The organism is Ramlibacter sp., assembly GCF_028291745.1.
In the GTDB taxonomy this organism is placed as follows: domain Bacteria; phylum Pseudomonadota; class Gammaproteobacteria; order Burkholderiales; family Burkholderiaceae_C; genus Ramlibacter.
In genome coordinates this window covers 45,499-71,689 of sequence record NZ_JAQGNQ010000129.1, presented here as the reverse complement: position 1 = coordinate 71,689, position 26,191 = coordinate 45,499, and the positions used below count along the sequence as shown (strand labels likewise).

Annotated in this window: 28 protein-coding genes; 21 read left to right on the top strand and 7 right to left on the bottom strand. The window is 62.8% G+C overall.

Annotated features, from left to right (window positions below):
• A partial coding sequence (locus JWP60_RS24490) for a hypothetical protein (RefSeq protein ID WP_299797455.1) occupies positions 1-1,000 on the top strand: 1,000 nt, incomplete at its 5' end.
• 426 nt (positions 1,001-1,426) lie between these two features.
• A complete protein-coding gene (locus tag JWP60_RS24485; RefSeq protein WP_299797452.1) occupies positions 1,427-2,578 on the top strand; it encodes an HNH endonuclease signature motif containing protein in 1,152 nt (383 codons plus the stop codon).
• Between the two features lie 246 nt (positions 2,579-2,824).
• Here JWP60_RS24485 and JWP60_RS24480 read toward each other — a convergent pair whose 3' ends face one another.
• The gene (locus JWP60_RS24480) at positions 2,825-4,282 is read right to left on the bottom strand and encodes an AAA family ATPase (protein WP_299797449.1); all 1,458 of its coding nucleotides are present in this window, start codon (positions 4,280-4,282) and stop codon (positions 2,825-2,827) included.
• 185 nt (positions 4,283-4,467) lie between these two features.
• Between JWP60_RS24480 and JWP60_RS24475 the strand changes: the two genes are divergently transcribed.
• From JWP60_RS24475 to JWP60_RS24440, 8 genes are all read left to right on the top strand, one after another.
• Complete coding sequence (locus JWP60_RS24475; RefSeq protein WP_299797447.1) at positions 4,468-4,701, top strand: hypothetical protein; 234 nt, start codon at positions 4,468-4,470, stop codon at positions 4,699-4,701.
• A 525-nt stretch (positions 4,702-5,226) separates the two neighbouring features.
• The gene (locus tag JWP60_RS24470; RefSeq protein ID WP_299797444.1) at positions 5,227-6,084 is read left to right on the top strand and encodes a WYL domain-containing protein; all 858 of its coding nucleotides are present in this window, start codon (positions 5,227-5,229) and stop codon (positions 6,082-6,084) included.
• Entirely contained in the window at positions 6,066-7,532 is a 1,467-nt protein-coding gene (locus tag JWP60_RS24465; protein WP_299797441.1) for a Wadjet anti-phage system protein JetA family protein, read from the top strand. Before JWP60_RS24470 ends, JWP60_RS24465 begins: the two co-directional genes overlap by 19 nt.
• Before the next feature lie 13 nt (positions 7,533-7,545).
• Positions 7,546-8,226, top strand: coding sequence for a DUF4194 domain-containing protein (locus JWP60_RS24460; protein WP_299797438.1), 681 nt, complete (start codon positions 7,546-7,548; stop codon positions 8,224-8,226).
• Positions 8,213-11,665: an SbcC/MukB-like Walker B domain-containing protein gene (locus JWP60_RS24455; RefSeq protein ID WP_299797435.1), complete on the top strand. Its 3,453-nt coding sequence runs from the start codon at positions 8,213-8,215 to the stop codon at positions 11,663-11,665. The genes JWP60_RS24460 and JWP60_RS24455 overlap by 14 nt, the downstream gene beginning before the upstream one ends.
• Positions 11,662-12,363, top strand: a complete 702-nt coding sequence (locus JWP60_RS24450; RefSeq protein WP_299797432.1) for a hypothetical protein — start codon at positions 11,662-11,664, stop codon at positions 12,361-12,363. The genes JWP60_RS24455 and JWP60_RS24450 overlap by 4 nt, the downstream gene beginning before the upstream one ends.
• Positions 12,360-12,842 carry a Wadjet anti-phage system protein JetD domain-containing protein gene (locus JWP60_RS24445; RefSeq protein ID WP_299797430.1) on the top strand — a complete coding sequence of 161 codons (483 nt, stop codon included), beginning with the start codon at positions 12,360-12,362 and terminating at the stop codon, positions 12,840-12,842. The genes JWP60_RS24450 and JWP60_RS24445 overlap by 4 nt, the downstream gene beginning before the upstream one ends.
• A gap of 485 nt (positions 12,843-13,327) precedes the next feature.
• On the top strand, positions 13,328-13,678 hold the full coding sequence (locus tag JWP60_RS24440) for a TfoX/Sxy family protein (RefSeq protein WP_299797427.1): 351 nt from the start codon (positions 13,328-13,330) through the stop codon (positions 13,676-13,678).
• A 50-nt stretch (positions 13,679-13,728) separates the two neighbouring features.
• On the opposite strand, the gene JWP60_RS24435 is transcribed toward JWP60_RS24440, so the two are convergent.
• Entirely contained in the window at positions 13,729-13,995 is a 267-nt protein-coding gene (locus tag JWP60_RS24435) for a hypothetical protein (protein ID WP_299797424.1), read from the bottom strand.
• Positions 13,996-14,135: 140 nt separating this feature from the next.
• On the opposite strand from JWP60_RS24435, the gene JWP60_RS24430 reads away from it, so the two are divergent.
• From JWP60_RS24430 to JWP60_RS24410, 5 genes are all read left to right on the top strand, one after another.
• The gene (locus JWP60_RS24430) at positions 14,136-14,987 is read left to right on the top strand and encodes a rhodanese-like domain-containing protein (RefSeq protein WP_299797422.1); all 852 of its coding nucleotides are present in this window, start codon (positions 14,136-14,138) and stop codon (positions 14,985-14,987) included.
• 68 nt (positions 14,988-15,055) lie between these two features.
• On the top strand, positions 15,056-15,895 hold the full coding sequence (locus tag JWP60_RS24425; RefSeq protein ID WP_363320992.1) for a pseudouridine synthase: 840 nt from the start codon (positions 15,056-15,058) through the stop codon (positions 15,893-15,895).
• A 195-nt stretch (positions 15,896-16,090) separates the two neighbouring features.
• A complete protein-coding gene (locus JWP60_RS24420; RefSeq protein ID WP_299797417.1) occupies positions 16,091-16,507 on the top strand; it encodes a VOC family protein in 417 nt (138 codons plus the stop codon).
• Positions 16,508-16,637: 130 nt separating this feature from the next.
• The gene (locus JWP60_RS24415; protein WP_299797414.1) at positions 16,638-17,117 is read left to right on the top strand and encodes a VOC family protein; all 480 of its coding nucleotides are present in this window, start codon (positions 16,638-16,640) and stop codon (positions 17,115-17,117) included.
• A 140-nt stretch (positions 17,118-17,257) separates the two neighbouring features.
• Positions 17,258-17,659 (top strand): YciI family protein, encoded by a 402-nt coding sequence (locus JWP60_RS24410; protein WP_299797411.1) that lies wholly within the window; start codon positions 17,258-17,260, stop codon positions 17,657-17,659.
• Positions 17,660-17,696: 37 nt separating this feature from the next.
• Here JWP60_RS24410 and JWP60_RS24405 read toward each other — a convergent pair whose 3' ends face one another.
• Together JWP60_RS24405 and JWP60_RS24400 are read right to left on the bottom strand one after the other, a co-directional pair.
• Positions 17,697-18,329 carry a ProQ/FINO family protein gene (locus JWP60_RS24405; RefSeq protein ID WP_299797408.1) on the bottom strand — a complete coding sequence of 211 codons (633 nt, stop codon included), beginning with the start codon at positions 18,327-18,329 and terminating at the stop codon, positions 17,697-17,699.
• Positions 18,330-18,782: 453 nt separating this feature from the next.
• Positions 18,783-19,022 (bottom strand): hypothetical protein, encoded by a 240-nt coding sequence (locus JWP60_RS24400; protein ID WP_299797406.1) that lies wholly within the window; start codon positions 19,020-19,022, stop codon positions 18,783-18,785.
• A gap of 452 nt (positions 19,023-19,474) precedes the next feature.
• On the opposite strand from JWP60_RS24400, the gene JWP60_RS24395 reads away from it, so the two are divergent.
• Complete coding sequence (locus JWP60_RS24395) at positions 19,475-20,221, top strand: class II aldolase/adducin family protein (protein ID WP_299797404.1); 747 nt, start codon at positions 19,475-19,477, stop codon at positions 20,219-20,221.
• 142 nt (positions 20,222-20,363) lie between these two features.
• On the opposite strand, the gene JWP60_RS24390 is transcribed toward JWP60_RS24395, so the two are convergent.
• Positions 20,364-20,753, bottom strand: coding sequence for a cupin domain-containing protein (locus JWP60_RS24390; protein WP_299797401.1), 390 nt, complete (start codon positions 20,751-20,753; stop codon positions 20,364-20,366).
• 252 nt (positions 20,754-21,005) lie between these two features.
• Here JWP60_RS24390 and JWP60_RS24385 point away from each other — a divergent pair, with 252 nt between their 5' ends.
• The 5 genes from JWP60_RS24385 to JWP60_RS24365 all read left to right on the top strand — a co-directional run bounded on the left by JWP60_RS24385 (position 21,006) and on the right by JWP60_RS24365 (position 25,300).
• Entirely contained in the window at positions 21,006-22,184 is a 1,179-nt protein-coding gene (locus JWP60_RS24385; RefSeq protein ID WP_299797398.1) for a pyridoxal phosphate-dependent aminotransferase, read from the top strand.
• 136 nt (positions 22,185-22,320) lie between these two features.
• A complete protein-coding gene (locus JWP60_RS24380; RefSeq protein WP_299797395.1) occupies positions 22,321-22,830 on the top strand; it encodes a DinB family protein in 510 nt (169 codons plus the stop codon).
• Positions 22,831-22,933: 103 nt separating this feature from the next.
• Positions 22,934-24,016 (top strand): peptidyl-alpha-hydroxyglycine alpha-amidating lyase family protein, encoded by a 1,083-nt coding sequence (locus tag JWP60_RS24375; protein WP_299797392.1) that lies wholly within the window; start codon positions 22,934-22,936, stop codon positions 24,014-24,016.
• Between the two features lie 60 nt (positions 24,017-24,076).
• The gene (locus JWP60_RS24370) at positions 24,077-24,352 is read left to right on the top strand and encodes a hypothetical protein (protein ID WP_299797390.1); all 276 of its coding nucleotides are present in this window, start codon (positions 24,077-24,079) and stop codon (positions 24,350-24,352) included.
• Positions 24,353-24,406: 54 nt separating this feature from the next.
• Positions 24,407-25,300, top strand: a complete 894-nt coding sequence (locus JWP60_RS24365) for a YihY/virulence factor BrkB family protein (protein WP_299797387.1) — start codon at positions 24,407-24,409, stop codon at positions 25,298-25,300.
• Positions 25,301-25,388: 88 nt separating this feature from the next.
• Here JWP60_RS24365 and JWP60_RS24360 read toward each other — a convergent pair whose 3' ends face one another.
• Complete coding sequence (locus JWP60_RS24360) at positions 25,389-25,739, bottom strand: cupin domain-containing protein (protein ID WP_299797385.1); 351 nt, start codon at positions 25,737-25,739, stop codon at positions 25,389-25,391.
• A gap of 79 nt (positions 25,740-25,818) precedes the next feature.
• Positions 25,819-26,184 carry a glutaredoxin domain-containing protein gene (locus tag JWP60_RS24355; RefSeq protein WP_299797382.1) on the bottom strand — a complete coding sequence of 122 codons (366 nt, stop codon included), beginning with the start codon at positions 26,182-26,184 and terminating at the stop codon, positions 25,819-25,821.
• Positions 26,185-26,191 lie beyond the last annotated feature (7 nt).

Sequence of the window (26,191 nt, the reverse complement as noted above, 5' to 3'; positions counted from 1 at the left end):
AAGCAGCATGAAGGCGCCGAAAGGCGGTCGAAATCACGTCGGACGATCAGAAGATCATGAAATCATCGAGCTTGCGCGAATCACGCCAGGACGAGCGACTCGCGATTTCGAGTTGTTCAGACCTTCCTTAGAGCTTCTGTCCGATCACGTGGAACACGTGCCGGTGGATGCATCGCACCCGCGTGGGAAGATTGTTAGGGCGCCACTCCCCCCTCCGCATTTTGTTCACGCCCAAGCTGTCTCTCCAATCGACCCAACGCAGGTCACCATGGCTTCTCACGGTGGTCGCTTGCTGGACTCGCCACACTTCTATGTGACCTACCTCAACGGGTCAACCGACTGGCAGCGCGTGAGAGTCAAAGGGTACACCGGGGTGCTCGCCGACCTAGCTGAAAGCGGACAGGCATACACCGCGGCCGCGGCTGATTACGGCATGCAATATCAGCGCGGCACGGTGGACTACGCCAGCGACCGACCAGTTGTCTTAACAGATGCCACGGGCGGCGCCCAAACTACCTTGGACAGGAGCAGTGCCATAGAAGCTGCCTGCGTCAACGCGACGCAAGCTCGAATGGCCGACGCGAACGGTGTGTTCGTCGTGTTCGTCGGAGCCGGTGACTACGATCCTTCAGAACTCGGCGTCCACTTCTCGTTTCAGTGCGATAACTGGGCTGAGGTGCGACCACTGATGATCGTGCAAATTCTCCGGAACGGAAATCATCCGGAGGCTCCCCGGGTGTCCGACCCTGAGTTTCAGAAGACAGCGGTCACGTTATCCCATGAATTCATCGAGACGATATTGAATCCAGACGCAGACAACGGCGTCTGGGGAGAGTATCGGCCGGGAGGCTGCGTGTCTGGCGGGAATCTTCTTTGTGAGCCAGCAGACGTTTGCGAAGATCAGGGACTTGAGGCGACGCTGACGCTACCGAACGTCGGTCGTGTGTTGGTCGAGTCTTACTGGTCTCCGCGCGCGGGGAAGTGCATGCCCGGTCCATGATTCATTGCGCTTGGCAGGGGACTGCCCGGCTTCTCCCGGTGAGCACTTCGTCAGACCTCGTAGGGCTCACTGCAGGTCCACTGTGCAGCGGTTGCGGTCGGTCGTCCGTGGAGGTGCAGTTCACAGTCTCCGCTCAGATGCAGTCATTGAGCCATCCCGCACCAGCGCTGGTGTCAAGAGACGTTCGGGAGCTTGGCAGCGGCGGAGCCATTCGTGGTGCGTCGAACGCCACGCGCGAGACGAAGAACCTTCCCGCGCTCATGGCCCCGAGTCCGCGGCCAAGAGTAGCGTCGCCGCGGGTCTTGGCCGTCCCCCTACAGGCTGCTGGACCCACTGGCAAGAGCTCTCAATGATCGTGTTCACCGATGGTGTCGAGCCCGTGATGGGTCGAGAATTGTTGACTTGCACTTGGGATACACAATGTCCATGACACCGACCGAAGACGATCGATTCACACAATTTCTGTACGACAAGGCACACGAAGCGCAGGCGAGCATCGGATACACGCCAAACATTTTTCTTCAAATGCTCGGCTCTCAAGGCGGCTACCAGACGGCTGTACAGCTTTTGTCCGGTCTGAAGATCTCGGATGGGTTCACCAAACTCTGGCAAGGCAAACGTCTTGACTTGACCGTCGAAGCGCTGGTGCTTGAATCGCAGTGGCGAAACCACTTCGATGCTCGCCTTTTGGAGGTGGCCCAGAAGCGCCTGCGCGACGTGGGTTATCACGTGCGTGCCGTATCAAGTGCGACGAGCGATGGCCCCAAAGGACGGGGACGCAAGCGACATAGCGCTGCTGCAGGAACAACAGACCTGGCCGCGAGAACAACTTTGCCGCTGGTGCTCCGCTGGTCAACTTGGATTGAGTACATGACGTTAGAGCTCGACTCACTTGAGACGGGTGCCGAACTCGAAAGTGTCGAAACATGGTTGGACGGATCGGAGCCCACGACGTATTCGATCCGTTGTGGGAAGCTTGCGCGTGACTCGAATCAAAGATGGTCTATACCGCTCGTTTATGACGAACGACATGGGAAGAATCCGGCGATCGCAGCTAAGTACGGGGATTCTGTTGATTGGGGAACGCTGATCATCTCGATCTCCGCCGACCTCACAACCGTCACGGGCACTTTCGAGCCAGTAGATGGTAGTGCAGGTGAGAGTCCGAAAATCACTATTGCGCCTGCCGGTCTCTACTCAGGTTTGTCGCGCGCGCAGATCGAGGTGCTCCTGCGGCCAGATCAGGGTCGCCTTCGGAAGCGCCTGTTGGCTCTCTATGGCGCATGCGCAGTTTCGAACGAGAGCACGGAGCAGGCACTAGAAGCTGCGCACATCATCGACCATGCCGCTTCGGGTGCGTCATCTGAGCGCAACGCGATCCTTTTACGTGCAGACCTTCACACGCTTTTTGACCGCGGCATGCTCCGCATTTCCGGCAGCGGGAAGGTCGACTTGTCAGGAGTCCCTAACGACTCGCCCTACCACACAGAGCGCAAGAACTGGAACAAAGTGCTGCCGTCCAAAGTCCTGACGGCGGTCAGGGACGCGCTGAAGGCCGCGAGCGACACTTCGGAATAGTTGCGACGAGTATCTGCAACCGCCGACAGTGCGAAGCGCCAACCTGACCGTCCGCCCCCAGTCTGGACGCGCCGTCCTGACACCGACAGTTGGAAATGCAGCGGTTGCGGACGATCGTCGGCGAGCGCCGAGTTTGTGGTCCCGGCTTCACTACTGCAGTCATTGCGCACCTGGACCTAGGGAGGCGCGAACCCCGGTGATGGGTCGGAAGCGGACTGATTTTCATGATTCGGCGCTCCAGCGCCGTCAGGAAAGAAGAACTCGTGCGGCATTCTCACCAAGATACGACAGCAGCGCGCTCGGACTTGCGGACGCTTCGGACGGATTGAGCTTTCCAATGGCCTGACCGACTACAACCTCCCACGGCTTGCTTGTGCCTCCGATCGAGCATACAAGTTGCCGAATTGCCTTGATCTTGGTATCGCGAAGACGATCGGCACTGTCGATAAGGTGTTTTACGAGGGCCACATCCTTGTGGCCGGGGTCCTCGTCTAGCCAGCGCTGAGCTTTTTCTCTGAAGCCATCCCAGGTAGTGCCTAGAGCGGCAAGACATTCGTCGGTGAGGAGTGCATTCTCGATTGCGTAGCACTGCAAACGAAAACGGGTTACGACCCCCATAGGCTGGAGTGCGTCGCGTATACCATCGCCGTCGCGCAGTGAGTAAGCCACCGGATCGTCAAACACGGCTGCTAGCATGGCTGAGGAGAATTGTTCCACCTCGGTTTGCTGATCCACCGATGTCGCCAGTACCGGAAATACTCGAATCTTCCCTTGAGACGTTCGCGCGGCCTGCTGCCAGAGCCTTTCGTCATCCTCCCCTTCGACTATGAGCATTACGTCTCCACTGATCGTGAGGGACAGAGGGTGTCCGAAGAAGGGGGCCACCTTCTTTAGCTGTTCGGAGCTAGGCGTTTGCTCAACCACGCTCTGTTGGAAGTCTTTGGTGCCGATCGAGGTGAATGGGGAAGGCGCGAGCGCGCAAATCAGGGGAGTGCTGTGCGTGGCAATACACACCGTAAGTCGGTCTCGGTTGGCATCACCCACCTCTATTACTGATCTGAGCAAAAAGTGGGCGAGTCGTGCCTGTAAATCTGGGTGCAGATGAACATCGGGCTCATCAAGGAGGAGCACATTAAACCGAGCTGAGTGAAGCGTTTCGAAGAAGTACAGAATCTCAGTTGCCAGCGCAATCGCCTCAGACTCTCCACTACTTATCTGGTCCGGCGGTACTCGATCGCCGGCGGCGGAAACAAAAACGAAGCTGCTGTTCTCTTGCTGAATCGAGAGATTGGGTAGAAGGCCGCTGACGCGCCGCAAGAGATCGTTTGAGAAAGAGCGCTCTGGGTCGCTTCGGAGTGCAGGAGTTTCCAGGATTCGTCGGTTGTAGACAATCTCAAGCTCCCGCAGCAAGTGGGCCGATGTTGCCTTGAAATTTTCGGCTTGATTCTTCCGCCGAACGTGCCTAAGCCAGTTTGGATCGCGCTCCATATTCGTAGCAGTGCTTCCTTCACGTTGGAAAACGCCTGCGCGCTCGGGACTGATGTACCGAACATTGGTTTGGGCATCGTTCGACAGCGCTGTGTCAAGCGCGCGCAAAAAACGGCTCTTCCCGGCGCCGTTCCGTCCCACGATTACATTGACCGAGGTGATTCCTTTGAGAATTGAGCCTTCAGCGCCTGCCAGCTCTGTGCGTGCGATCGCCATGTCCCGGACCTCCTGACGTAGAGCATAGCTTGCCCCGAAGCGAGTGATCGCTGCGGAGGTCCGAATACCAGCGTCCATTCCGCACGAGGATCGCTTCGATGCGCTTATTGGGTATAGCTGGGGCTAGACTGGATCCAGTCAGACGCAGCTCGCGGCATACTTCGCCTTCCACTAGCGAGGCTGCGATGACGAAGCAAGTGATCTCGATTCAGCAGTACGTCGACGAGCTGAACAAGGAAGCGCAGACGAAGCCTTGGTTCAAGCACGGGATGAAGGTCGTTCTCTACCCGCCGGGCGCGAAGCCCGCGCAGGCGTCTGGGCTCGACACCGAGGGGGGCATCCAACCCCTCGACTTCGCGCAGCTCGAAGCGGAAGTCAAGAAGAAGTTTGATGTTCAGGTGCCCCCGCACAAGCCGTAGCGTCATGCTTGCCTTCTCAAGACGTTATCCCCTGTAAAGCTTCGCAGGCCTGCCGGCTCATGACCGAGCGAGCTTCGACGCGCATGAATGCATCTATCGTTTGCCGCTGGCCATTCAACGGCAAACGATAAATCCGCCAGTGAGTAGCCCCGATGTCCTTCGGCCAATTGTGATCGGTCACCGCGCACGTCGGCCAACGTCAGGTATCGGCGAGCGCAGTCACTCAGGCGGCCCGCCCTGACGGACCGCACCCAGTCTCAAGCGGTTCCTTGGACAAAGTCCGCCTCGCAGCGGTTGCTGTCCGTTGCCACTCGCCACCGACCCCGGACTCACGCTTCCGGCGAGATCGGACTCATTTATCGGCGCCGCGATGCGTCAGCCCCACGACCGGTATCGAAGGTGATGCTGACTCTGCCCGCCGCGGCGAGCCGGGCCTCGCGAGAGGCAGCTTGCATACGGTATACATTCCAATATTGTATAGGTTAATATACAATATTGGAATGTATACCACTAAGGCCGAGCGCGATGAGTCTGCCCAACCTTCTCGAAAAGAACCGCTATAGGGTCATGCGCCGCATGGCTCTATGGGAGGGACGCCTAAGTCGAGGCCGGCTCATAGACGTCCTCGGTCTGAGCGGTATCCGGGTGAGCCAGCTCCTCAGAGAAGTCCGGGAAGAGACTCCGGACTGGTTCGAATGGGACAGCAAGAGCAAGTCTTACTTTGTCACCCCCGCCGCCTATCGAAAGGCCCAGGTTGACCTCAAGGCAGGCAAAGCCGATCTGAGCTTGGCTGCCTACTTGGCAGAGGCAGACATTCATGCGGACCTCGCCCCTGGTGCCGGCCCGGTTACCGTGGCGCCTTGGGACTTTTCCCGAGTCAACCCCAGCACCTTCTCCCGGATCCGCTTAGCTATCGAGCAGGGCATGCGACTGAGGCTGGAGTACCGCTCCATGCGCACCCCAGAGCCGCACTCGCGGACCGTTGAGTCGCACAGTCTGGTTCAGGCTGGCCGTCGCTGGCATATGCGCGGCTACTGCCTGGAAACCGGTGACTTCCGGGACTTCGTGCTGGGGCGGATCGCAAAGCTCACCATGCTGGATCAGAAAGCCGAGTCCACAGCCGCAGGGGACGCGAATTGGAACACCGTTGTGAAAGTGCGCATCCAGGCGCATCCCAAGCTGACGCCCAGCCAGCAGGACCTGGTTAGAAGCGAATACTTTGACGGGACCGCGGCGCGCGTGCTCAGCTGCCGCGGGGCCCTGCTGCCTTACTTGGTCCAAGAGCTGCGACTGGCATTGGATGCAACCAAGGAACTGCCGCCTGAGTACCAGCTGGCGGTAGAGAACGTCGAGCAGGTGCGCAAATGGCTGTTCCCAGCGTGACCCCCGCTTCCATGGCGCTCTTCCAGCGTATCCCGGAACGCCTGTTCGGTCCGCTGGCTTCGCAGAACCGTCACGCGTACTGGGCGTTGTTGTGCCACTTGCACCGTCGGCGGTTTGGTCCGGACGCGCCTCTGCCGCCCAGTTATGGAATCCTGCAGCGCGAGATCACGCAGGAGATCGAAGATCACCTCAAGTATGCCGACGAATGGCAGCCGGAGTCCGGCGATCAGCACGACACGCCACTGAACATCCGGGCCATCGGTATCTTCAACCGCTTGCTTGAAGCGGGATGGTTCCGGCTCGAGAAGTACGGCATCGAAAAGACCGTCAACATGGCGCCGGCCGTAGGCCAATTGCTGACCCAGCTAATCAACTTTGCCGAGACTGGCCCGGTCTTCGTTTCGGGCAAGATCCGCTCGATCGATGCCGCCGTGGCGCAAGTGCACAAGGGCGTGGCCAGCGGCGACCTGTTGCGTGAGGCTGCTGAACAGTGTCGCAACCTGTTGGTCTACATCCGGAACACCGGCACCAACGTACGCGACCTCATGGCGGCCATAGGTGCACAGCCCACCACCGCCCAATATGTCCGGACCTTTTTCCAGGACTACATCCAACAGGTTTTCATTGGCGACTATCAGGAACTGCGCACACGGGAGCATCCGCTGTCCAAGCGACAGCAGATCCTGGACGCCGTGGCAGACATAGACACAGAGGCTGACCACCGTGGTCGCTTGCTGGACTGGTACGTGAACCGCCTTTGCGGCGGGGACGATAGGAAGGGGCAGGCCGCGTTCCAGCGCGACTTGCAGCGCCTCTACGAACTCGATCGGATCGAGGAGTACCTGGAGCGGCTGGACGAAGAGATCCGCAGCGCCAACAGACGTGCACTGGCCTTCCTGGAATACAAGCTGCGCGCAATCCGCCCCATAGACAACCTGCTTCGTCACACCATGGACCGGTTGATTGCCAATCCCGACATCAATGTTGCGCGTGTGTTCCCCCCAGATGCCCTGATGTGTGGCGGCCGGTTAGCGCAACCACGCAAGGATGTGCCGCGGCTGGCGCCCACGCCATTGCGCCAAGTGATCATCTCCGACCGTACGCGCGCGATTGGAAACCTGGTACGCCGTGCCCAAGAGCGCCGCTCCATCACACCCCTCAAGCTGCGTGCCTATGCCGAGAAAGTGCTCCAAGACACGGCCACCGCCGGTAGTGGCGACTTGCCTTGTGGATCAATTGAGGACTTGCGTGCATTCCAAGTCTTGACCAGCGTGGCCATGGCCACCAACTCCCGGATCGCAAGGCTGGAAATGGAAGGCCGGGCGTCAGCCCCGGGCATAGAGCTGCGCTATACCAGTGACGAAACCGCCGAACACCCCTATTTGAGCGGCAAGACATTCACACTGAGCTGGCGCAAACGCCGGACTAAAGGCAGGGAGACCGAATGAGCACCCAACAGAATTGGGAGGATCTGGCCGGCCGGCTGGTGGCATCTATACCGTCGAAGACTTCGAGATCGCGGCATACCGGCTGGTCGCCGAACAAGTGATCTACCACTCCGACCGCAATAGCCGCGTGACCTACGCCATCCTGGATCTCTACGAGCGCGAGTTCGCCAAGGTCCTGTCCCCGCTCGGAGTGACCCTGTCGATCAATCGGCAGCTGCGCTACGTCACCGCCCTGCCGCGACACGCCAAGGTCGGGACAGCAACCGTAGCACAGACGCTATTTTCCCTGGTGCTGCGCGGGCTGTACGACGAGGGCGTGCGCGCTGGCGGGCTCACCGAAGACGGCGAGGTCCTGTGCGACTACATCGAACTGCAAGAGAAGTTTCGGCTCATGACTGGTCGCGATCTGCCGACGCGGGGCGAGCTCGACACGCTACTGCGCGCCGTCAAGCGTTGGGGCATTGCCAGGCGCTTGGAAGACGATGACACCGGCAGCCTCACGCCCTTGCAGGAGCAATCAGCTGGCGGTGTGGCCATCCGCCCGGCCATTGTCGATGTGCTGGGCGAGACCGCCTTGATGCGGCTGACGCAATGGGCAGCAGCAAAGGACGAGACACATAGTGATGGATCTGCCGGCGCCGGCGACTCTGCGGCGATCGGGGACAACCAGAGGACGAGCGATGAAGCGGCTTGAGTGCGTCAAACTGGTTCAGTTCCTGCTGTACGAGCAGCAGGAATTCCGCCTGGAAGAGATCACCGGTCTGTTCGGTCGCAACGGCAGCGGCAAGAGCTCGGCGCTCGATGCCGTGCAGATTGCGATGATGGGTGCCAACAAGAACCTGATGCATTTCAATGCCCAGGCTGATTCCAAGTCGCATCAGAGCCGCACCTTGCGCTCGTATTGCCTCGGTCAGTATGGCGACACCATTGAACAGTGCGCGCGACCGCAAGCCACCACCTACATCACCCTGGTCTGGCGCGACACCGAAACCAACGAGCCCGTATCCATGGGCGTGTGCATCGAGGCCTCGTTGGGCAACGAGGCAGAGAAGGTTCTGGGGCGCTATGTCATCAGAGGCGTGGAGCTCACCATGTCGGAACATCTGCAGACAGTGGATGGGGCGACCATGCCCCTGCCGTGGAGCAGCTTCCGCCACCGGTTGCTGGAGCAGTCGAAGGTCACCGGCGAGGAACCGCTGTTTGACGATGGCTCCAGCTACGTCAAGCAGGTGCTGTTCATGCTGCGCGGCAAGGCGGGCCCTGCCTCCTACGACGCCTTTGCGCGCGCGTTTCGCTTCGCGCTGCGCATGAGTTTTTCCAAGTCCGTGGACCAGATCGTTCGCCAGGATGTCCTGGAAGACAGGCCTACCAACATCGCCAGGTTCAAACAGCTGGTAGAAACTTTCAAGCGCATCAACCAGTTGGTCGAAGGCGTTGAGCAGAAGATCGCCCAGGGCCTGGAGGTGACCAAGAACTTTGACTCCGCATTGATCGAGGCACGGAAATCCGTCACCTGGACCGGTCTACAAGCGTCCGCGGCTTACGAACTGAGTAGTGCGGCCCACGAAAAGCTGACGACCGAGAAGTTTGATCAGGAAGAAGCGCTTGAGAAATTCACTCGGGCCAGCGCAAGCGCCGGTCAAGCGTTGCAGGACTGGACTCGCGAAGTGGACCAGCTGACTGCACTGCAACTCGCCCACGCGGACCACGCCGAGAATGCCGTCGCTCAGCAGGCTCTGTCGCAAGCGCAGGAGAAGGTCTCCCGCCGGGAAGCAGACCTGACGAGTGAGCTGCTTACCTTTCAGCAGCTGCTTCAAAACGCCAGTACCAACGACCTCCTGGCCCAATGGCAGCCTGCACTTGCGCTGGGAGCGCAGCAGCTCCGCCAGTTCTCGTGGGAACAAAACGGGGTGGACCATAGTTGGCTGGGCCAGATCATCCGGGGCCTGGCGGAAACGCTGAAGTCCGCGGCTGCGCGTCTGACTGAGGAACATGACGCCGTCAAGGAGCAGATCCGACTCGCCAAAGAGCGGCTCACGACGATTGGACTGGGCTTGGAGCGCGCCAACACCAACCGCACGCAAGTCAGTGAACCGACTGCCCGACTGATGCATGAGTTCTCGGACCATGGCCTGCACCCCACGCCCGTCTGCGATCTGGTGAAGGTGACCGATCCCCAATGGCAACCGGTCATCGAAGCCTACCTAGGCAGGAATGTGGAGGCGATCCTGTTGCGCGACAAGGAGGAAGAGGGCGCAGCCTTTGACATCTATCGATCCTTGCAGGGCAAGCGGACCATCTATGGTGTCAAGATCGTGCGTTCGGACAAGGCGCGCGCTGGACACAGCCAACCGGCCGCCGACACAGTGGCCAGTCTGATACAGGGCAACAACCAGGAGGCCGTGTCCTACCTGCGTGGCAAGCTGGGCAACCTGAAGCGCGCGAACACCGCCCAAGAGGCGCTCCGGGGTGAACGTACGCTGACGCTGGACGGCATGCTGGTGGGGCCTGGGGACTTTGAGCGGTTGAAGCTGGTTCCGGAAGCGGACTTGCAGATTGGCGCCGGCGCCAAAGGTCAGGTCGACGGGCTCAGATTTGAGTCCCGTGACTTGAACAGGAAGGTTGTCGGACTGCAGGAACGCGAAGGGTCCATCAACCGTATTCGCCAAGCGATACAGAGCTTGTCTTCGCCAGAGACGTTGCGCCTCCTGCTCGCTTCCGCGGGCCAGCTTGGCGAGGCGCTCACCGAACAGGATCTCGCCAACCAGCGCATCGCCGGCAGCACCAGCGCCGAATACCAAGCCCTTTGCTCAAAGCTGCTCGCGCTGCAGGAACGCAAGCCACAACTCGAAACGGATGCTCGGGACGCCCGAGATGCTGTCGTTGAGGCTCAAACAATTCTGAATGGCTTGACGAAAGATTGCCAATCTAAGCTGCTGGAGCTCCAAGCTAAGCGATCGGTCCATGAGGCTTGCCGCGGCCATGCCGACTATGACCCGGTCTTTGCGTCAGATCGCTGGGACTCGCTGCTGGAGCAATTCGGCGAGGGCTACCAGGCGATGGCCGACCATTGCGAGAGCCAATCTAAGAGATGCAATTCAGCCATGGTGCGCCACCTGGGTCCGGCACAGACGCTGCTGGGGACCTTTCTGACCGACCACCGCGAATCCGTCAGCGATGAGGTGACGTCCGACTGGCGCAAGGCCATGATCTGGATGGCACAGCATGTCGCCAAGCTGCAGAACACGGAGCTGCCGCAGTACAAGGAACAGGCCAAGGAGGCCTACCTCGCATCGCAAAACACCTTCCGGCAGGACGTGGCACTTGCCCTACATGCCAACCTCAAATACCAGACCACCACCTTCAAGCGCTTGAACGATGCGCTCAAGGCCTCCCCCGCGTTCACCAACGGAGAACGGTACCAGTTCCAGTCCAAAGTCCGTCCTGACCTGCTGCCGCTGAAGAAGTTCATCGAGAACATTGCTGACTTCGGCGCTGACGGCGGACTGTTTGGCGAGCCTGGGGCCATACCCGCCCAGTTTGAAGAGTTGCTGCGCGAGAAGACTACCGCAGGCAATGCAGCGGTCAAGAGTCCGCTGGATGACTACCGAGAGTTCTTTGAATTCGACATCGAGATTGAAACCGACGATCCGGTGACAGGCGTCACCAAGACCGTTGGCCACCTGAGCAAGCGCATTGGCCCCGGTTCCGGTGGTGAGCACCGCGCGCCGCTGTACGTGATTGCGGGTGCCGCGTTGTCCTCGGCCTATCGTATGGATGAGAAAAATCAGGACGGCCTACGGCTGATCCTCCTGGACGAAGCCTTCGACAAGATGGACACGCCCAACATCGTGGCCACCATGCGCTATCTCGAGAAGCTCGGGTTGCAGGTACTGCTGGCCAGCCCGGGCGAGAACCTACCGACGCTAACCGCGTTCTTGCACCGGTACTTCGAGATCATGAAGGACGAAACCCGCCATGTGATCCAGGTAGAAGAGCGCCGAGTCAGCGAGGCCATGCGGGAGCAGTTCCGGGAGGACATGTGGGAATACCATCCAGAGCTCTTGGAGGCTGAATTGCTGGCCGTCCGCCAGGAGCCCATTGCCCGAACTGCGGCCGTTCCCACACCATGAGCGCGAGCACCATCGCCAGGGACTTGCTCGCCAAGCTGCTGCACGCGGGCAACAAGCACGCTGCAGGTGCACGTGCGCGTGCACCTGCACTAACAGCCACGCACTTGAAGCCGTACACCGACCTCAGGAGCTGGCAGCAAAAGCAGGAATGCGACGAGACGTTCCTGGCCGCGCGTGATGCTGGGGCCATCACGTTGCAGCGTGACAAGCTGAATCCGCAAGATGGATTAATCGAGCGTATTGACTTGGTGGAGGTGCAGGCGCTGGCCAGATTTCTGGGGCGCATTACCTATGCCGACCAGCTGTCCCAGACCGTTGGGCAACTAGAACCGCTGAAGGCGGAGTTCCCCGTAATCCTTGAAGTGATTGGACGCTGGACCAGCATGGCCAAGGTGCGCGGACTGGGCCCGGAGGATGCGGATGCTTGGCTTGATGCAGCCAAGACCATTCGTGCCTGTGCAGCGCGCAGCCAGGACGCGATTGCCGCCCCGGTGCGCGAATTCAGTGCGCGACTGTTTCTGGACAGCAAGCGGATTGAGGGGCTCACACACCAGCTCGACATCCTGCTGTGTGGCAGCGTTAGGACAGCTCAAGGGCCGCGGCCCAGGTTTGGCAGGAGCTGGGCTTGTTCCGGGAAGAGCATCCAGTTCTATTGGCCGGCCACGTGCACGTCGCACGGGAGCGCGCCACCGGTTTGATCGACGCGCCCTATATGGGCCTACCGGCAGCAACCATCCACGGGGTGGCGAGCTCGGTCATTGAAGTGATCACCATCGAGAACAAAACCACGTTTCACAGCGAGGCGAAGCGCCGGCAAGACGACGCGGTGCTTCTGATCTACACAGCGGGCATGCCTTCGCCAGCCTGGCGCGCGATGTACGGGCGTCTGCTGGCGAGCCTGCCGCCGACCACGCCGATAAACCACTGGGGTGACGTTGACGAGGGGGGATTTCGAATTGCCTCCACTATTGCGGCCGTAGCGAGGGCGGCGGGTTTTGCCCTGCAGCCCTACTGCATGACGCCAGAGGATGTTCCCTTGGAAATGCGGGTTAAAGCCTCAGCACGGACCTTGGAGCGTATTCACCATTTCGCTTGTGCAGCAGGATGGTCCGAATTGGGACAGGCGATGCGTCAAGGCGAGTTCGTCGCCGAGCAGGAGGCGCTGGAACGAGAGTGATGAATGGCGCAACGGTTTGAAATGGTTCGGTAGTTCCAGTTCGCCAGGAACTGGAGCCAGTCGCTCGCCTGCCCTCATCCGCCCGCCCACGGGGGAGTCAAACAAATCGCAATCACTCGCTGCGCTCGTCAGCCAATGTCAGGTATCGGCAGACACCGTCATCGGGCGACCCAACCTGACCGGCAGCCCTCAGTCTGAAGCGGTCATTCAACGACGCCGCATCTGGCCTGAAAGGATCGATCAGAGCAGTGGCAGAGTGATGGCCGCTTTCGACCTATTGTGTTGAAAAACTCGGATTCACGATGCTGCAGCGAAGCATTTGTACAAACGTAGCATCCAGAACGGCCTACAAGGCGCGATCGCGGAGCGCCTAGGCGTCTGGGGACCCTGGAAAAACTGGCCAACAGACTGAGAGGCGAGTTTTTCAACACAATAGACCCAAAGCAGCCGTCGCAGCCCCTTCTTGCCCGGTCTAAACTCGCGCTGTGCCCACGCACCCCGAATTCGCTTCCCACTGCGCCGACCTGTTCAGCGCGATCGGCGCGGTCCAGACGAAGCGCATGTTCGGCGGCTACGGGGTCTACGTCGACGACGTGTTCATCGCCATCGTCACTGGTGACAACCTGTACCTGAAGACGGACGACCAGATGCAGCCGCGCTTCACGGCCGCCGGCGGGACGCAGTTCTGCTTCGCCGCCCGCGGCAAGCTGCAGGCCACGCATTTCTGGTCAGCGCCAGCAGACGCCATGGACTCCTCTGCCTTGATGCGACCCTGGGCGCACCTCGCGTTCGAGGCGGCTTTGCGCGCGCGCGCCAAGGCGAAAAAGCGGCGCTGACCGAACAACTCGGGCCGGCTCCTCGCCGCCAGCCAACACTCAAGTCGCCTTCACGGTGCGCTGCGCACCTTGGCCGTCCGTGCCGCCGCTTGCGCCTCCTGGAGCAAGCGTTTGGCGTCGGCCAACTGGCGTTCCACCTTCTTGCTTTCCGACTGCGCAAGCCTTCGCTCCTGTGGCGATACACCCAGGCGACTCATCACGGACACCATCGCAGCGTGACGGTCGCTTGCCTCCTTCATTCTGGCCATGGCGTCTTGAAGGCTGGATTGAGCCTGTGCTTGGTTTGCGTCGCTGGTCGGGGCTTGCCTGGTAGCCATGTCGTTGAACCTCGAAAAATCGTGTGGTGGAAGCTGGCCGGCGGCGGCCGCATGCCTGCGCTGCACGATACACGGTGGCAGCGCGCGTGAAGAACGTTCGCCAAAGCTGGTGGTCGCGCAGGCACGTGGGAAAATGGTGCATGCCGTTCCATCGCAGCGAGAGCGCTTCGCTTGTTCACACGTCCTTCTACAAGTTCACGCCGCTGGCCCAGCCGCAACGCGCGGCTGACCTGTTGCGCGAACTGCTGTCGGGGGAGGCAGCGGGTGGCTTGGTCGGCAGCATCCTGCTTGCCCCCGAGGGCATTAACGGCATGCTTGCAGGGTGCCCCGCCGCCGTGGAACGCATCGAACAAGCGCTCCAGCACGAGCCAGCCTTCGCCGGCGCGTTCACGGGGATCGCGTTCAAACATAGCGCGTGCGTCACCCGACCCTTCGGCAAGGTGAGCGTGAAGGTCAAGAAAGAGATCGTCCCGCTCGGCATCGAAATGGTGGATGCACGCCTCACCGGCATTCAGGTCAGCCCACTGGATTGGGGTGACCTGATCAAGCAGCCGGACGTCGTGCTGCTGGACAACCGGAACAGCTTTGAATTCCGGCTCGGGCATTTCGAAGGTGCCATCGATCCGCAGGTGGCGAACTTTCGCGACTTTCCCGATTTCATTCGCGCCCACGCGAGCGCGTGGAAGGCTCAAGGCAAACGGGTGGCGATGTATTGCACCGGCGGTATCCGTTGCGAGAAAACCAGCGCCTGGATGCTGGACCTCGGCTTGCTCGCCTACCAGCTCGATGGCGGCATCCTCAACTACTTCCGGCAGGTACCGGATCCAGGGCGCCACTGGAAAGGGGAGTGCTTCGTCTTTGATAACAGGGTGGCGTTGGACGCGAGCTTGCAGGAAACCGCGACCACGCTCGAAGACGTGTACGAAGGTGAGCGCGATGGCCCGTGGCGGCTGCAACGCGCGCTCCGGCTCGCCGCATCGGTGGCTGAGTAGCGATGCTGCCGATGCGCGATGGCGTCGGTCCCAGCCAGGTGGCGCTGCCCACGGGCCAATGGGCGTGCATGCTCGACTTCCTGGTGGAGAGGTTCCCCGCAGTCTCCGCGGCTGACTGGGTCGCTCGCATGAACGCGGGGGACGTAGTGGACCCAGGTGGTCGCGTGGTTGCGCCGCGGCAAGCGTATGTTCCGCATGGCAAGCTTTACTACTATCGGACGGTGGCGAACGAGTCACCCAACGCCGCGCAGGCCACCGTGCTCTTCGAGGACGAACATCTCGTCGTCGCCGACAAGCCCCATTTCCTGCCAGTCACGCCGTCCGGCCAATACCTGCAGGAAACGCTGCTGATCCGCTTGCGCCGCCAGCTCGGTGTGCCCGCCCTGACACCTTTGCACCGGATCGATCGGGAAACCGCCGGCGTAGTTCTCTTCGCCAAGCAACCAGGCATGTGCGGCCCCTATCAGGCCCTCTTTGCCGGCCGCAAGGTCATCAAGCGTTACCAGGCCCTCGCGGCCAGCGACTCGCGGCTGCGGTTTCCGTTGACCCGGAGCAATACCCTGCAGACGAGCGATCACTTCATGCAGATGCGTGAGGCCGATGTGCAAGCTGGAACGAAGCCCAACGCGCACACGGAGATCGAGCTGCTTGAACAACGCGGGCCCTGGGCCCGGTACGGCCTGCGCCCATGCACCGGCAAGCGCCACCAACTGCGAGTGCACATGGCGGCACTCGGGCTGCCCATCCTTGGTGATCGCATCTACCCCAAGCTGATGGGGCCTGGCGAAGACGAGACAGCGAATCCCCTGAGACTGCTCGCCGCCAGCATTTCGTTCCGCGACCCTTTCAGCGAGGAAGAACGCTGCTTCGCCAGTCGTCGCGAGTTGCACTTTCCCGATTCGGGTTGACACGCGCGCCGCGGCCCCGTCTGGACAAGTCGGGCCGTGAGGTCTGCTTCTGGCCGAACTCTGCCCTCGGTCATCTCCGCGCCAAAGGAGAGGTCGCGATCCCTCTTTTGTCGATTCCACCGCTCCTCGATCGTCGTAGGGATGGAACTCCGACCGCCTGCAGCTCCCATTCCCGATCACCCGGACGAGCACCCCATGACCAAGACGATCTTCATCAGCCTGCCCGTCAGGGACCTCGCGGCCTCGACCACCTTCTACAAGGCCCTGGGCTTCGAGCTGAACGCGCGACTCAGCGACGACACGGCCGCCTCCTGCATGGCCTGGAGCGAGTCCATCCAGGTGATGCTGCTCACGCACGCGAAGTGGCGCACGTTCACGCAGCGGCCGTTTCCGCCGGCGGGAACGAGCGGGCTGATGCTCTCGCTGGCGCTGGACAGCCGCCAGGCGGTCGATGCGATGAACCAAGCCGCGGCCGCCCATGGCGGGCAGGCCGATGCGAACCCGGCCGAAGACTTCGGCTTCATGTACTCGCGGGACCTGGCAGACCCGGACGGCCACCTGTGGGCCGCGTTCTGGATGGATCCGGCGCCTGCGCCGGTCGGGACCCGTTGAGTGTTCCAGTCGATTTCGCAGGCGCTGCTTCGTCGTGATCGCGAGGCGCGGGTGGCGCGCGCAGCGATGCGGCGCTCCGCCCAGCTCGCATGACCACATGGATGGCCCCACTACCCCAAGGAGAACGCAAGTGACAAGCAAGAACACCGTCTGTCTCTGGTATGAGCGTGACGCGCTCGAGGCTGCGCAGTTTTACGCGAAGACGTTCCCCGAGAGCTCCGTCGGCGCCGTGCATCGCGCGCCGGGGGACTTCCCCTCGGGCAAGGAGGGCGACGTCCTCACCGTCGAATTCACGGTCATGGGCATCCCCTGCCTCGGGCTGAACGGGGGGCCGGCGTTCCGGCACAACGAGGCGTTCTCGTTCCAGGTGGCCACCGACGACCAGGCGGAGACGGATCGCCTGTGGGACGCGATCATCGGCAACGGCGGCCAGGCCAGCCAGTGCGGCTGGTGCAAGGACAAGTGGGGCCTGTCGTGGCAGATCACCCCCAGGGCGCTGATGGCGGCCATCGCCGACCCCGATGGCGCCGCGGCCAAGCGCGCGTTCCAGGCCATGATGCAGATGGGAAAGATCGACATCGCCAGGATCGAGGCGGCCCGCAGGGGATGAGGGGACACATCCAGGTTCCTTGCCAAGCGCAGGGCGCACGCGGGCGCCGGCGGGGATGGTTCGCACTGCGCACCGGCGAAACCGGGGCGGACAGGGAAGCCTGGAGTCCGCGTAAGCTCCGGCCAGGAGGACAGGCAACGATGTCGACGACTTCTTCGCTGAACGAGTACCTGCTGCTGTCGCGAGGGCAGTGGGACGCCGACAAGTCGGCGCAGGAAATCCAGGCCACCATCGATGCGTTCTATGCCTGGCACGGGCGGCTGGTCGCGGATGGCCGGTTCAAGCCCGGGCAGCGCCTGGCCAAAGCGGCGAAGCTGGTCACGCGCTCCGGCATCACGGACGGCCCATTCACCGAAAGCAAGGAAGTGATCGGCGGCTACTGGTTCGTCCTGGCCCCCAACCTGGAAGAGGCCGCCCGCATCGTCGCGGCCAATCCGTGTCTCGCGTGCGGCCTGGCCTTCGAGATCCGCCCGATCGAGGCGGAACAGGCCAGCGCCTATCGCGAGAGCAACGAGACGCCGGCAAGATGGCGAGAGGGGTGAGCGGGCGCGGTCGGTCAGAAAGGCGGCTCGAGGCTACTTATGCCAGCAGCCTTCCAGCTTCCTTCGGGTCCAACCCATACATCTCGGCGAAGTCGGCAACCGTCTTGCCGCTGGCCTTGAACGCGTTCTGCAAGGCTTCGCGGCGCGCCGCCTTTTGCGCCACCACCGACAGGGCGTCCTCCAGCATCGCATGCACGTTGTCGTCGGGCGAGGTGAAGCGTTCGCGGTATTCTTCGCGGCTCATGCCGGACGCCTCGATCGCAGCGGCCAGTTGCGCGACGGCATGCTGGCGCGCCTGCTCCGGCGCCCTGCCGCTGCGGCGCTTGTACAGCTCCAGGATGGCGTGATGCACATGCTCCGGCGCCACGGGCTCCACTGGCGTGGCTTGCAGGTCGTGGCGTGGCAAGCCGGAGGCCACAGCCTCGATGTAGCGCGTAGAGCGCGTGTGCAGCCCGAGCGCCACCTTGAGCTCGGCCGCGGGCAGCGCGTCCGGCTGCGCCGCCACCAAGTCCTTGAAAATGCCGATCTTGAGTGGAAGGAACCGGGCACCGAACAGCCGCGGGTACAGCTCGAACAGTTTCTGCAGGAGCGGATGCACTGGCTGGCGCGCCCTGCGTGCGGCGGCCTGACCGCGCGAAGCTGGGGAAGTGACGATCGAGTCTTGGGTCATGGTCATGTTCTGGGTCGACAGGCGCGAGCACGGGTGCGGATGGCCACTCGGGCAGCCGGAACGCTGCCCGCCGTGTTGCGTCCGCCCTGGATTTCCCTGAGATCTCGTGCCGCAGCAGCTTGCGCTTCTCCTGCGCGTCGGCGTGCGCGAGGCGGCCGCGTAACGCACAAGAGCGCTCCTGCATTTTGAACACCGAGCTCAAGCTAAGGGCAATCCGTGAGCAGGCGGCACGAATGGCGCGCCGTCTGCCTGGCGAGGTTGCCGCAAATCGGGAAGGGCTTCTTCGCCTGCAGCCACAGTTTAGTTGCAAAGAGCGGGTGCTCCGTGAGCGCTGCGATGCGAAGGAGCTGTGCCGGATTCTGGCGCAAGTGCGGGAAGGTGCGAAACGGTGACGCCGCGGACGCGGCTCAGCGTCCGTCGCGGGATTCCAGCTGCGGGTAGGAAGCCGCCGTATCAGTTCCAGTTGAACCAGATCCAGGCGGTTGCGCCGGCGCCAATGAGCCAGAGCAGCCAGGTTTGCGGAATCACATACGGGTAGAGCATGGTCGCCACGCCGACCCACGTGAGTGGCGCTTGTGACGTCTTGCGGCCGCGCCGGAAGGCTGCATACCCGACCACGCCGAAGACGATCAGGCCGAGAAGGTACAGCGGGGAGGGCAGGTCGATGCCGAGGGAATGGAGGTCGGCTGGCATCGGGCGACTTTGCCACACTGTCATGTCTGGATCCGCAGCCACAAGCAGCCCTCAGTCTGGATGCGCCGGCTTTTTCTGAATGCCCCAAGCACCGCCGCTCCTGCATCCATACGAGCGGCACGCCCAACCAGCTAAAGTCCGACTGCCTCAACCTGTTCGACGTCAACGTGGGCTGCACGATCGGCAATGGCGTCACGGTGAGGGTCAGCGCGCTGCCCGTGCGCAGGTTCATCCGCTTCCCGGTTCTGGTCGATGCGGGTGCGTCGACTCGCTGGTGCAGCTGCCGACAAATACTTGCTGGCCGCTCGGTCCGATCGCGCTGGACGGCATGACATGGCAGGACAACGCGGTGCTGACGGACAACATGGCCTTACGCTCGTGGCGGGCACATCTCCCTGTCCCGGGATGTCAAACCGCCGGATCTGAACTGAATCACCGAAGGAGCACGAGCGATGAACCACACCAACGACGAGACCTGGCGCGCGCGCGTCCATCTGGCTGCGGCGAACCGCCTCGCGGTCTACGACGATCTGGAAGAAGGCATCGACAACCATTTCACGATGCGCGTGCCCGGTCAGGAGGACCGCTACCTGGTCCTGCCATTCGGCCTGCACTGGTCCGAGGCGAGGGCCAGCGACCTGATCGTCTTCAACGAGGCGGGTGAGGTGCTGGAAGGCAGCGGCAGCCTGGAGCTGAGCGCGCTGAGCATCCACGCCCCGCTGCACCGGATCACCGGCGCGAACGTGGTCCTCCACACCCACCAACCCTGGGCGCTGGCGTTGAACCTGCTGGAGGACAACCGCCTGCTGCCCGGCAGCCAGACGGCCGCATTCCTGACGCGGAACATTGCCTACGACGACGGCTACGCCGGACTGGCCGATTCGCTGACCGAAGGCGAACGCCTTGCTTCCGTGCTGGGCGACCAGCAGATCATGTTCATGAAGAACCACGGCGTCCTTGCGGTGGGCGACAACGTTGCACAGGCGTACCGGCGCCTGTACAAGCTGGAGCGTGTCTGCCGCGCGCAGATCCTGGCCATGTCCACCGGCCGGCCCCTTGCGGTGCTGGACGAGGCGATGGTCAAGAGGGTGGAGACGCCGAACCCACGCAACAGCCACTCGCAGGCGGAGCGCGAAACGCTCTATTTCGCCGCGATGATGCGTGTGCTGGATCGGGAGATGCCGGGCTACGCGGACTGAGACGACACGCTGGTCGCCAGCGCTGCATCAAGTGCCACTCGCCGGGTCTTCCGAGGTCTTGGGATGGCCAGATCAGAAGTTTCGGACCTTGCCGAACGTGCCCGGGGAAGCTGCCTTGCATGGGCCCGTGAGCCCATGTTGCTCAGTTCGCTGGCGTGGCAACCGGTTTGCCCTTTTCCACGATGTAGGTCGCCAGCACCTTGGCCTTGCCGCTGCCGGTGTTGATGCCATCATGCACAAGGCCGGCCGGGACAAAAAACGCTTCACCGGCCTTGACGGTTCTGGGCGGCTGGCCGTCGATTCGCAGTTCCAGTTGCCCCTCGAGGACGTAGCCGAGTTCTTCACCCGGATGGGTGTGGCGGCCCGCGGCAACGCCCGGATCGAACTCTGCCCGCGCCTGCACGGCAACGCGGCCTGGTGTGCTCAGGTCCTGGGTCTGCACCGCAGTGCGGGTAAATCCGGCCTGCTGCGCGATCACGAAGCCAGTCACCAGCAATGCAGCAAAGCCCGCGATGACCATTGATTTCTTCATGGTGTCTCCGAGGAACAAGTCGAGGCCGGCCGCGAAAGTGGCGCCCGATGTCGGCGCAGCAGTATGTGGCGGGCCGGGGCCGACGTCAAACGTGCGTGCAGACAGACCAGATGCTCGGGAAGAACGCCAAGGGTTCCCGAACCGCCGCGCGCGCCGCGTCGCTACGGCTTGCGGCGCGGCGGCCCTTCTACCGATTGAAAGACCGGCCGCTTGCGCCGATGATGACCTGCCGCAACGCGTGCATGAGGAGCCATGAAGGAACGAGCCTTGCGCATGGAGCGCGTCGACGCGCCGATCATCCCCGTGATCGCGGCGCTTACGCGCCAGACCCCGGGCACCATTTCCCTCGGCCAGGGTGTCGTGAGCTACGGGCCACCGCCGGAAGCAATCGGGCGGCTGCCCGCGCTGCTCGCGGATCCGCAACTGCACAAGTACCAGGCGGTCAGCGGCTACGCGCCGCTGCTGGATGCGATCCGTTCCAAGCTCGCCGCCGAGAACGGCCTGCACGCGCAAGGCGTTTCGCAGGTCACCGTCACGGCGGGCAGCAACATGGCCTTCCTGAACAGCGTGCTCGCGGTGGCGGACCCCGGAGACGAATTCATCCTGCCGACGCCCTTCTACTTCAACCAGGAGATGGCGATCCGCATGTGCGGCTGCGCGCCGGTGCTGGTGCCGACGCGCGCCGACTGGTCGCTGGACGTAGCCGCGCTGGCGGCCGCGATCACGCCGCGGACGCGCGCCATCGTCACGGTGTCCCCCAACAATCCGACCGGGGCGGTCTACAGCGAAGCCGACCTGCGCGCGGTGAATGCGCTGTGCGCGCGCGCCGGCATCTACCACTTCAGCGACGAGGCGTACGAGTACTTCACCTTCGACGGCGCGCGGCATTTCTCTCCCGGGTCGATCCCTGGGGCGCACGCGCACACGCTGTCGTTCTATTCCATGTCCAAGAACTTCGGCATGGCGAGCTGGCGGGTGGGCTACGTGGTGTTCCCGTTGCACCTGGCCGAGGCGATGGACAAGGTGCAGGACACCAATCTCATCTGCGCTCCCGTGCCCTCGCAGCTGCTCGCGCTGGAGGCGCTGCGACTCGGCAAGCCCTGGGTGCAAGGGAAGGTGGAGGAGCTCGCCCGGGTCCGGTCGGCCGTCTACGCATCGCTCGACCAGCTGGGCGATCTCGTGCGCTTCCCGCGCACGCAAGGGGCTTTCTACGTGCTCATGCGTCTGCCCGGCGTGGACGACGCGCTGGCCTTCAACCGGATGCTGATCGAGAAGCACAAGGTCGCAACCATTCCCGGCTTTGCATTCGGCCTCACCGACACCCGCCGCGACAACTACCAGCGCCTGTCGTACGGTGCGCTGGACGCGGTGACAGTCGCCGAGGGCGTGCAGCGTTTCGTTGCGGGGGTGAAGGACTGGTATCGCGCGTGAGGCAGCCTTCATTCCACCGATTTGCGTGAATGTGACTTGAGCTTGCGCCTCCCGGGCTTCTGTTACTGCGCGCGCTGGTAGCTATCGATCTGGCAGGCGCGTGCTCCAATGCCGGAAGCTCTTACCGGAGACGCTCATGGACCTGCCCGCCAAGATCTGCATGCTCGCGCGCTATACGGCCTGGGCCAACGCGCGCTTGTTCGCCGCGATAGCGCAATTGCCCGAAGGCGCGGAAGTTGCAAAACGGCCGACGCTGTTCGGCAACATGCTGCGCACCCTCAACCACTGCCACGTGGTCGACCAGATCTGGATGGCGCACCTGGAGGGCCGGCCGCATGGATACACCGCGCTCAACACGGAAGGCTCCCCCGCGTTAGCGGAACTACGATCGGCGCAGGCCGCACTGGACGAGTGGTTCGTGGCGTATGCCGGCCGCCTGCCTGCGGCGGCGTACGACGAGGTTGTGGAGTTCCGGTTCGTCGACGGCGGGGCGGGCGCCATGACCCGAGGCGACATCCTGCTGCACGTCGTGAATCACAAGACTTATCACCGGGGATGGGTGGCGGACATGTTCTTCCAGGAGAACGCGCGGCCTCCGGCCATGGACCTTCCGGTGTTCGTGCGGGAGGCCCGCGAGCCAGCGTAGGCCTTGTTCAGGAATTCGCAAGGTATGATCCGCGCTCGGCGCGCGGGTCGAGTGCAAAAAGCGCAGCCGGTTGGTTCGGTCCACCATCCAGAGGGAGGAGAGCATGCTTCGTGCGTTGTTCGCGCTGCTGTTTTTCGTTTCCGCGGCTGTCTGCGCGCAGAATTCCGCGCCGACGATCAGCTTCGATTCGGTGCCGGATCCGCTGAAGCTGCCGAAGGATCTCTATCTCGGAGAAGTCGCCGGCGTGGCGGTGAATTCGAAGGGACACATCTTCGTCTTCTCGCGCGGGAACACAAGCGGCCCGGCTTACGCCGCCTCGGCAGCTCAGCTTCTCGAGTTCGACCGCAACGGCAAGTTCATGCGCGAGATCGGCCACAACCTCTATGGATGGTCGTTCGCGCATGCGGTGCGGGTCGATCAGCAGGACAACATCTGGGTGACCGACAAGGGATCGGACCTCGTCGTCAAGTTCGACCCGCAGGGGCGCGTGGCGATGGTCGTCGGGCGCAAGCAGGAAGCCTCCGACGAAGAGACCGGGCCGGTCAAGCATCCGAAGCCGCCGGCGCCGCCCGAGATCGGCCGCTTCAGGCAGGTCACCGATGTCGCGTGGGACCCCGCGGGCAACGCCTACATCAGCGACGGCTACATCAACTCGCGTGTGGCGAAAATCGACAGCAACGGGCGCTGGCTCAAATCGTTCGGCGAGCCGGGTCACGGGCCGGGGCAGTTCGTGCAGCCGCACAGCATCGCCGCCGACGCGCAGGGCAATATCTACGTCGCCGATCGCGGCAACCGGCGCATCCAGGTCATGGATGGCGAAGGCAGGATCCTGCGCGAGATCAAGATCGACGTGCCTTTCGATCCGCGCATCCAGCCGCTGCTCGGTCCGGTTCCGGAGACCGAGAAAATGGAAGCGGCGGGCGCGAACCTCACGCAAACCCCGGGTGCGCCGTGGGCGCTCTGCATCACGCCCGGGCCGCGCCAGGTTCTCTATGCGGCCGACGCGTATCCGGGCCGCATCTACAAGCTGTCGCTCGATGGCAAGGTGCTGGGCGTGCTCGGCGAGGCGGGCAGGCAGCTCAAGCAGTTCGGCTGGATCCACGAAATTGCGTGCCCGTCCGAGAACGTGCTGTACGTTGCCGAACTTCTCAACTGGCGCGTGCAGAAGCTGATTTTGCACCCGTAAACGGCGGCGGCGATATGGCGCGACCGGGGAGCCGTTCGCGCCGACAACAAACGAAAGATCATGAAAAAAATTCTTGCAGCCATCGCTCTGCTTCTGGCGTTCCTGCCTGCTGCGTATGCACAGGAGACCATCGGCGACAAGGCGCGCGAAGCGAAGGCAGAGGGCGTCGCTGCCAAGCGCGCCGCAGGACATGACATCCGCAAGGGCGGCCGCAAGGTCAAGGCATCGGCGCGCAAGGCGCGGCAGGCCGTGATCAGCCGCTGTGCTGACGGTCGCCATACGGTGAGAGGCGCGTCCGGATGCGCAGGTCACGGTGGAGTGCGCGACCCGAGGTGAAGCGCGCCCACTGAGGGGTCGCGGGCGGGGCGCCATCACAAGGGACCTGCGCCTATGAGCCGACTTCGTGCAGCCGGGCGCTGGCTCCGGCACGCCGCGCTGGCCACGCCGGGCCTGCGTGTGCTTCTGCTGGCCGTGCGCAACTACGTCGTTCACCAGAGCGCCAACCAGGCTGGCAGCCTGGCATTCTCGTCGGTGCTGGCGATGTTTCCGTTGCTGATCCTGTTGTCCGCGTCCGCCGGTTTCTTCGGCCGGCCCGGCGAGGCGGCGGCTCTCGCCGACCGCGTCGTCGGCTACGCGCCGCAGCTGGTGAGAGAAGCGATGAAGCCGGTCATCCAGCAGGTACTGGCGCAGCGCAGCCAGGCGCTACTGACCATCGGCGTGCTGGCGACGCTATGGACAGCGTCGTCGGGAATGCAGGCGGTGCGTTCGGCGCTGAACCGCGCCTATGGAATCGAGCGCGGCCTTCCTTTCTGGAAAGCCCGCATCAAGGTCACGCTTTTCACGTTGATCGTTGGCGCCGGTGTCCTCGCGGCATTCAGTTCGGTGGTCGTGATGCCGTACGTGTGGCAGCTGCTCGCGTCGAATGTGGCCGGCGGGAGCGAAGCTCTGCGGCTCTACAACGGCGTGCGCTACGGCGTCGCATTCCCGGTGCTGGTGCTCCTGTACGCGTTGTTGTACGGCTGGTTGCCGGACATCCCACAGCGGCTGTACACGGTATTACCGGGGGCGCTGGTGGGGGGCGCGCTGTGGGTGGCGGCTGCCGCCACGCTGTCGTACACCTTGCGGACGGCCGGCAAGCTGGCCTTGCTCTATGGCAGCTTCGCCGGCGTGGTCGCCACCTTGGTCTTCATGTACATCACCGCGAGCACCTTGATCTTTGGCGCCGAGATCAACGGCGTGCTGCGCGAGGGTGGGGCAACGCCGGGACAGGCGCCGCGCGGATAGAAGCGCTTGCCCTCGCGAGAGCGGGGCCGCGGCGTCCGACAGCAGCCAGCACCCAAGGACTGCCGCCGCGGGAAAGCAACTCCCCGGATCAGATGACGGCGCGGGTCGCAGCCGTGGCCTGGTCGCCGGTGTTGGGCGTACCCCTGGGTTCGATCAGCAGGAGATGCGCCTCTTCGATTGCGACCGGGCAATGCTGGACACCCTTCGGAACCACGAACAGTTCGCCTGGACCGAGATCCACGTTGCCCTCGTGCATCTGGATCGTGATGCGGCCGCGAAGGACCAGGAAGAAATCGTCCGTGTCGTCATGTTGGTGCCAGCGAAACTCCCCCTTCACTTTCACCACCATGACGTCGTGACCATTGAATTCCGTCACCACCCGAGGAGCCCAGTGGTCGGAGAACGTGGATAGTTTCTGCGCCAGGTTCACAGCAGGCATGGCAGGCTCCTCTTCGTTGGACGGCCAGGGATGGACGCGCGACTCGGGAAAGGCTCTCGTGCGGTCGATTCGATTGCGATCAGGCCAGCATGGCTTTGAATTCGCCGCTGTCGATCAGGGCCTGCAGCTCGCTCGAACCGCCGACCAGGACGCCCTTGACGAAGACCATGGGGAAGGTCGGCCAGCCCGTCCACATCTTCAATGCGCTGCGCGGGCGCCACATCCCGAAGTAGCTGCCGTACTCGAGATATTTGAACGGCTGCCCGATCGCCTGGAGGGCCTTGCGCGCCTTCGCGGGAAACGGGTTCTGCTTCATCCCGACCACCACGACGTCGTTGGCAGCGACTGCCGTCCGCACCTGATCGACGGTGGCATTGTTCCAGCCCGCGATCTTCGCGCGAACGGCGCTGTGGATGCTGGGTTCATCGAGGATCGCGCGCGGCATGATGGTT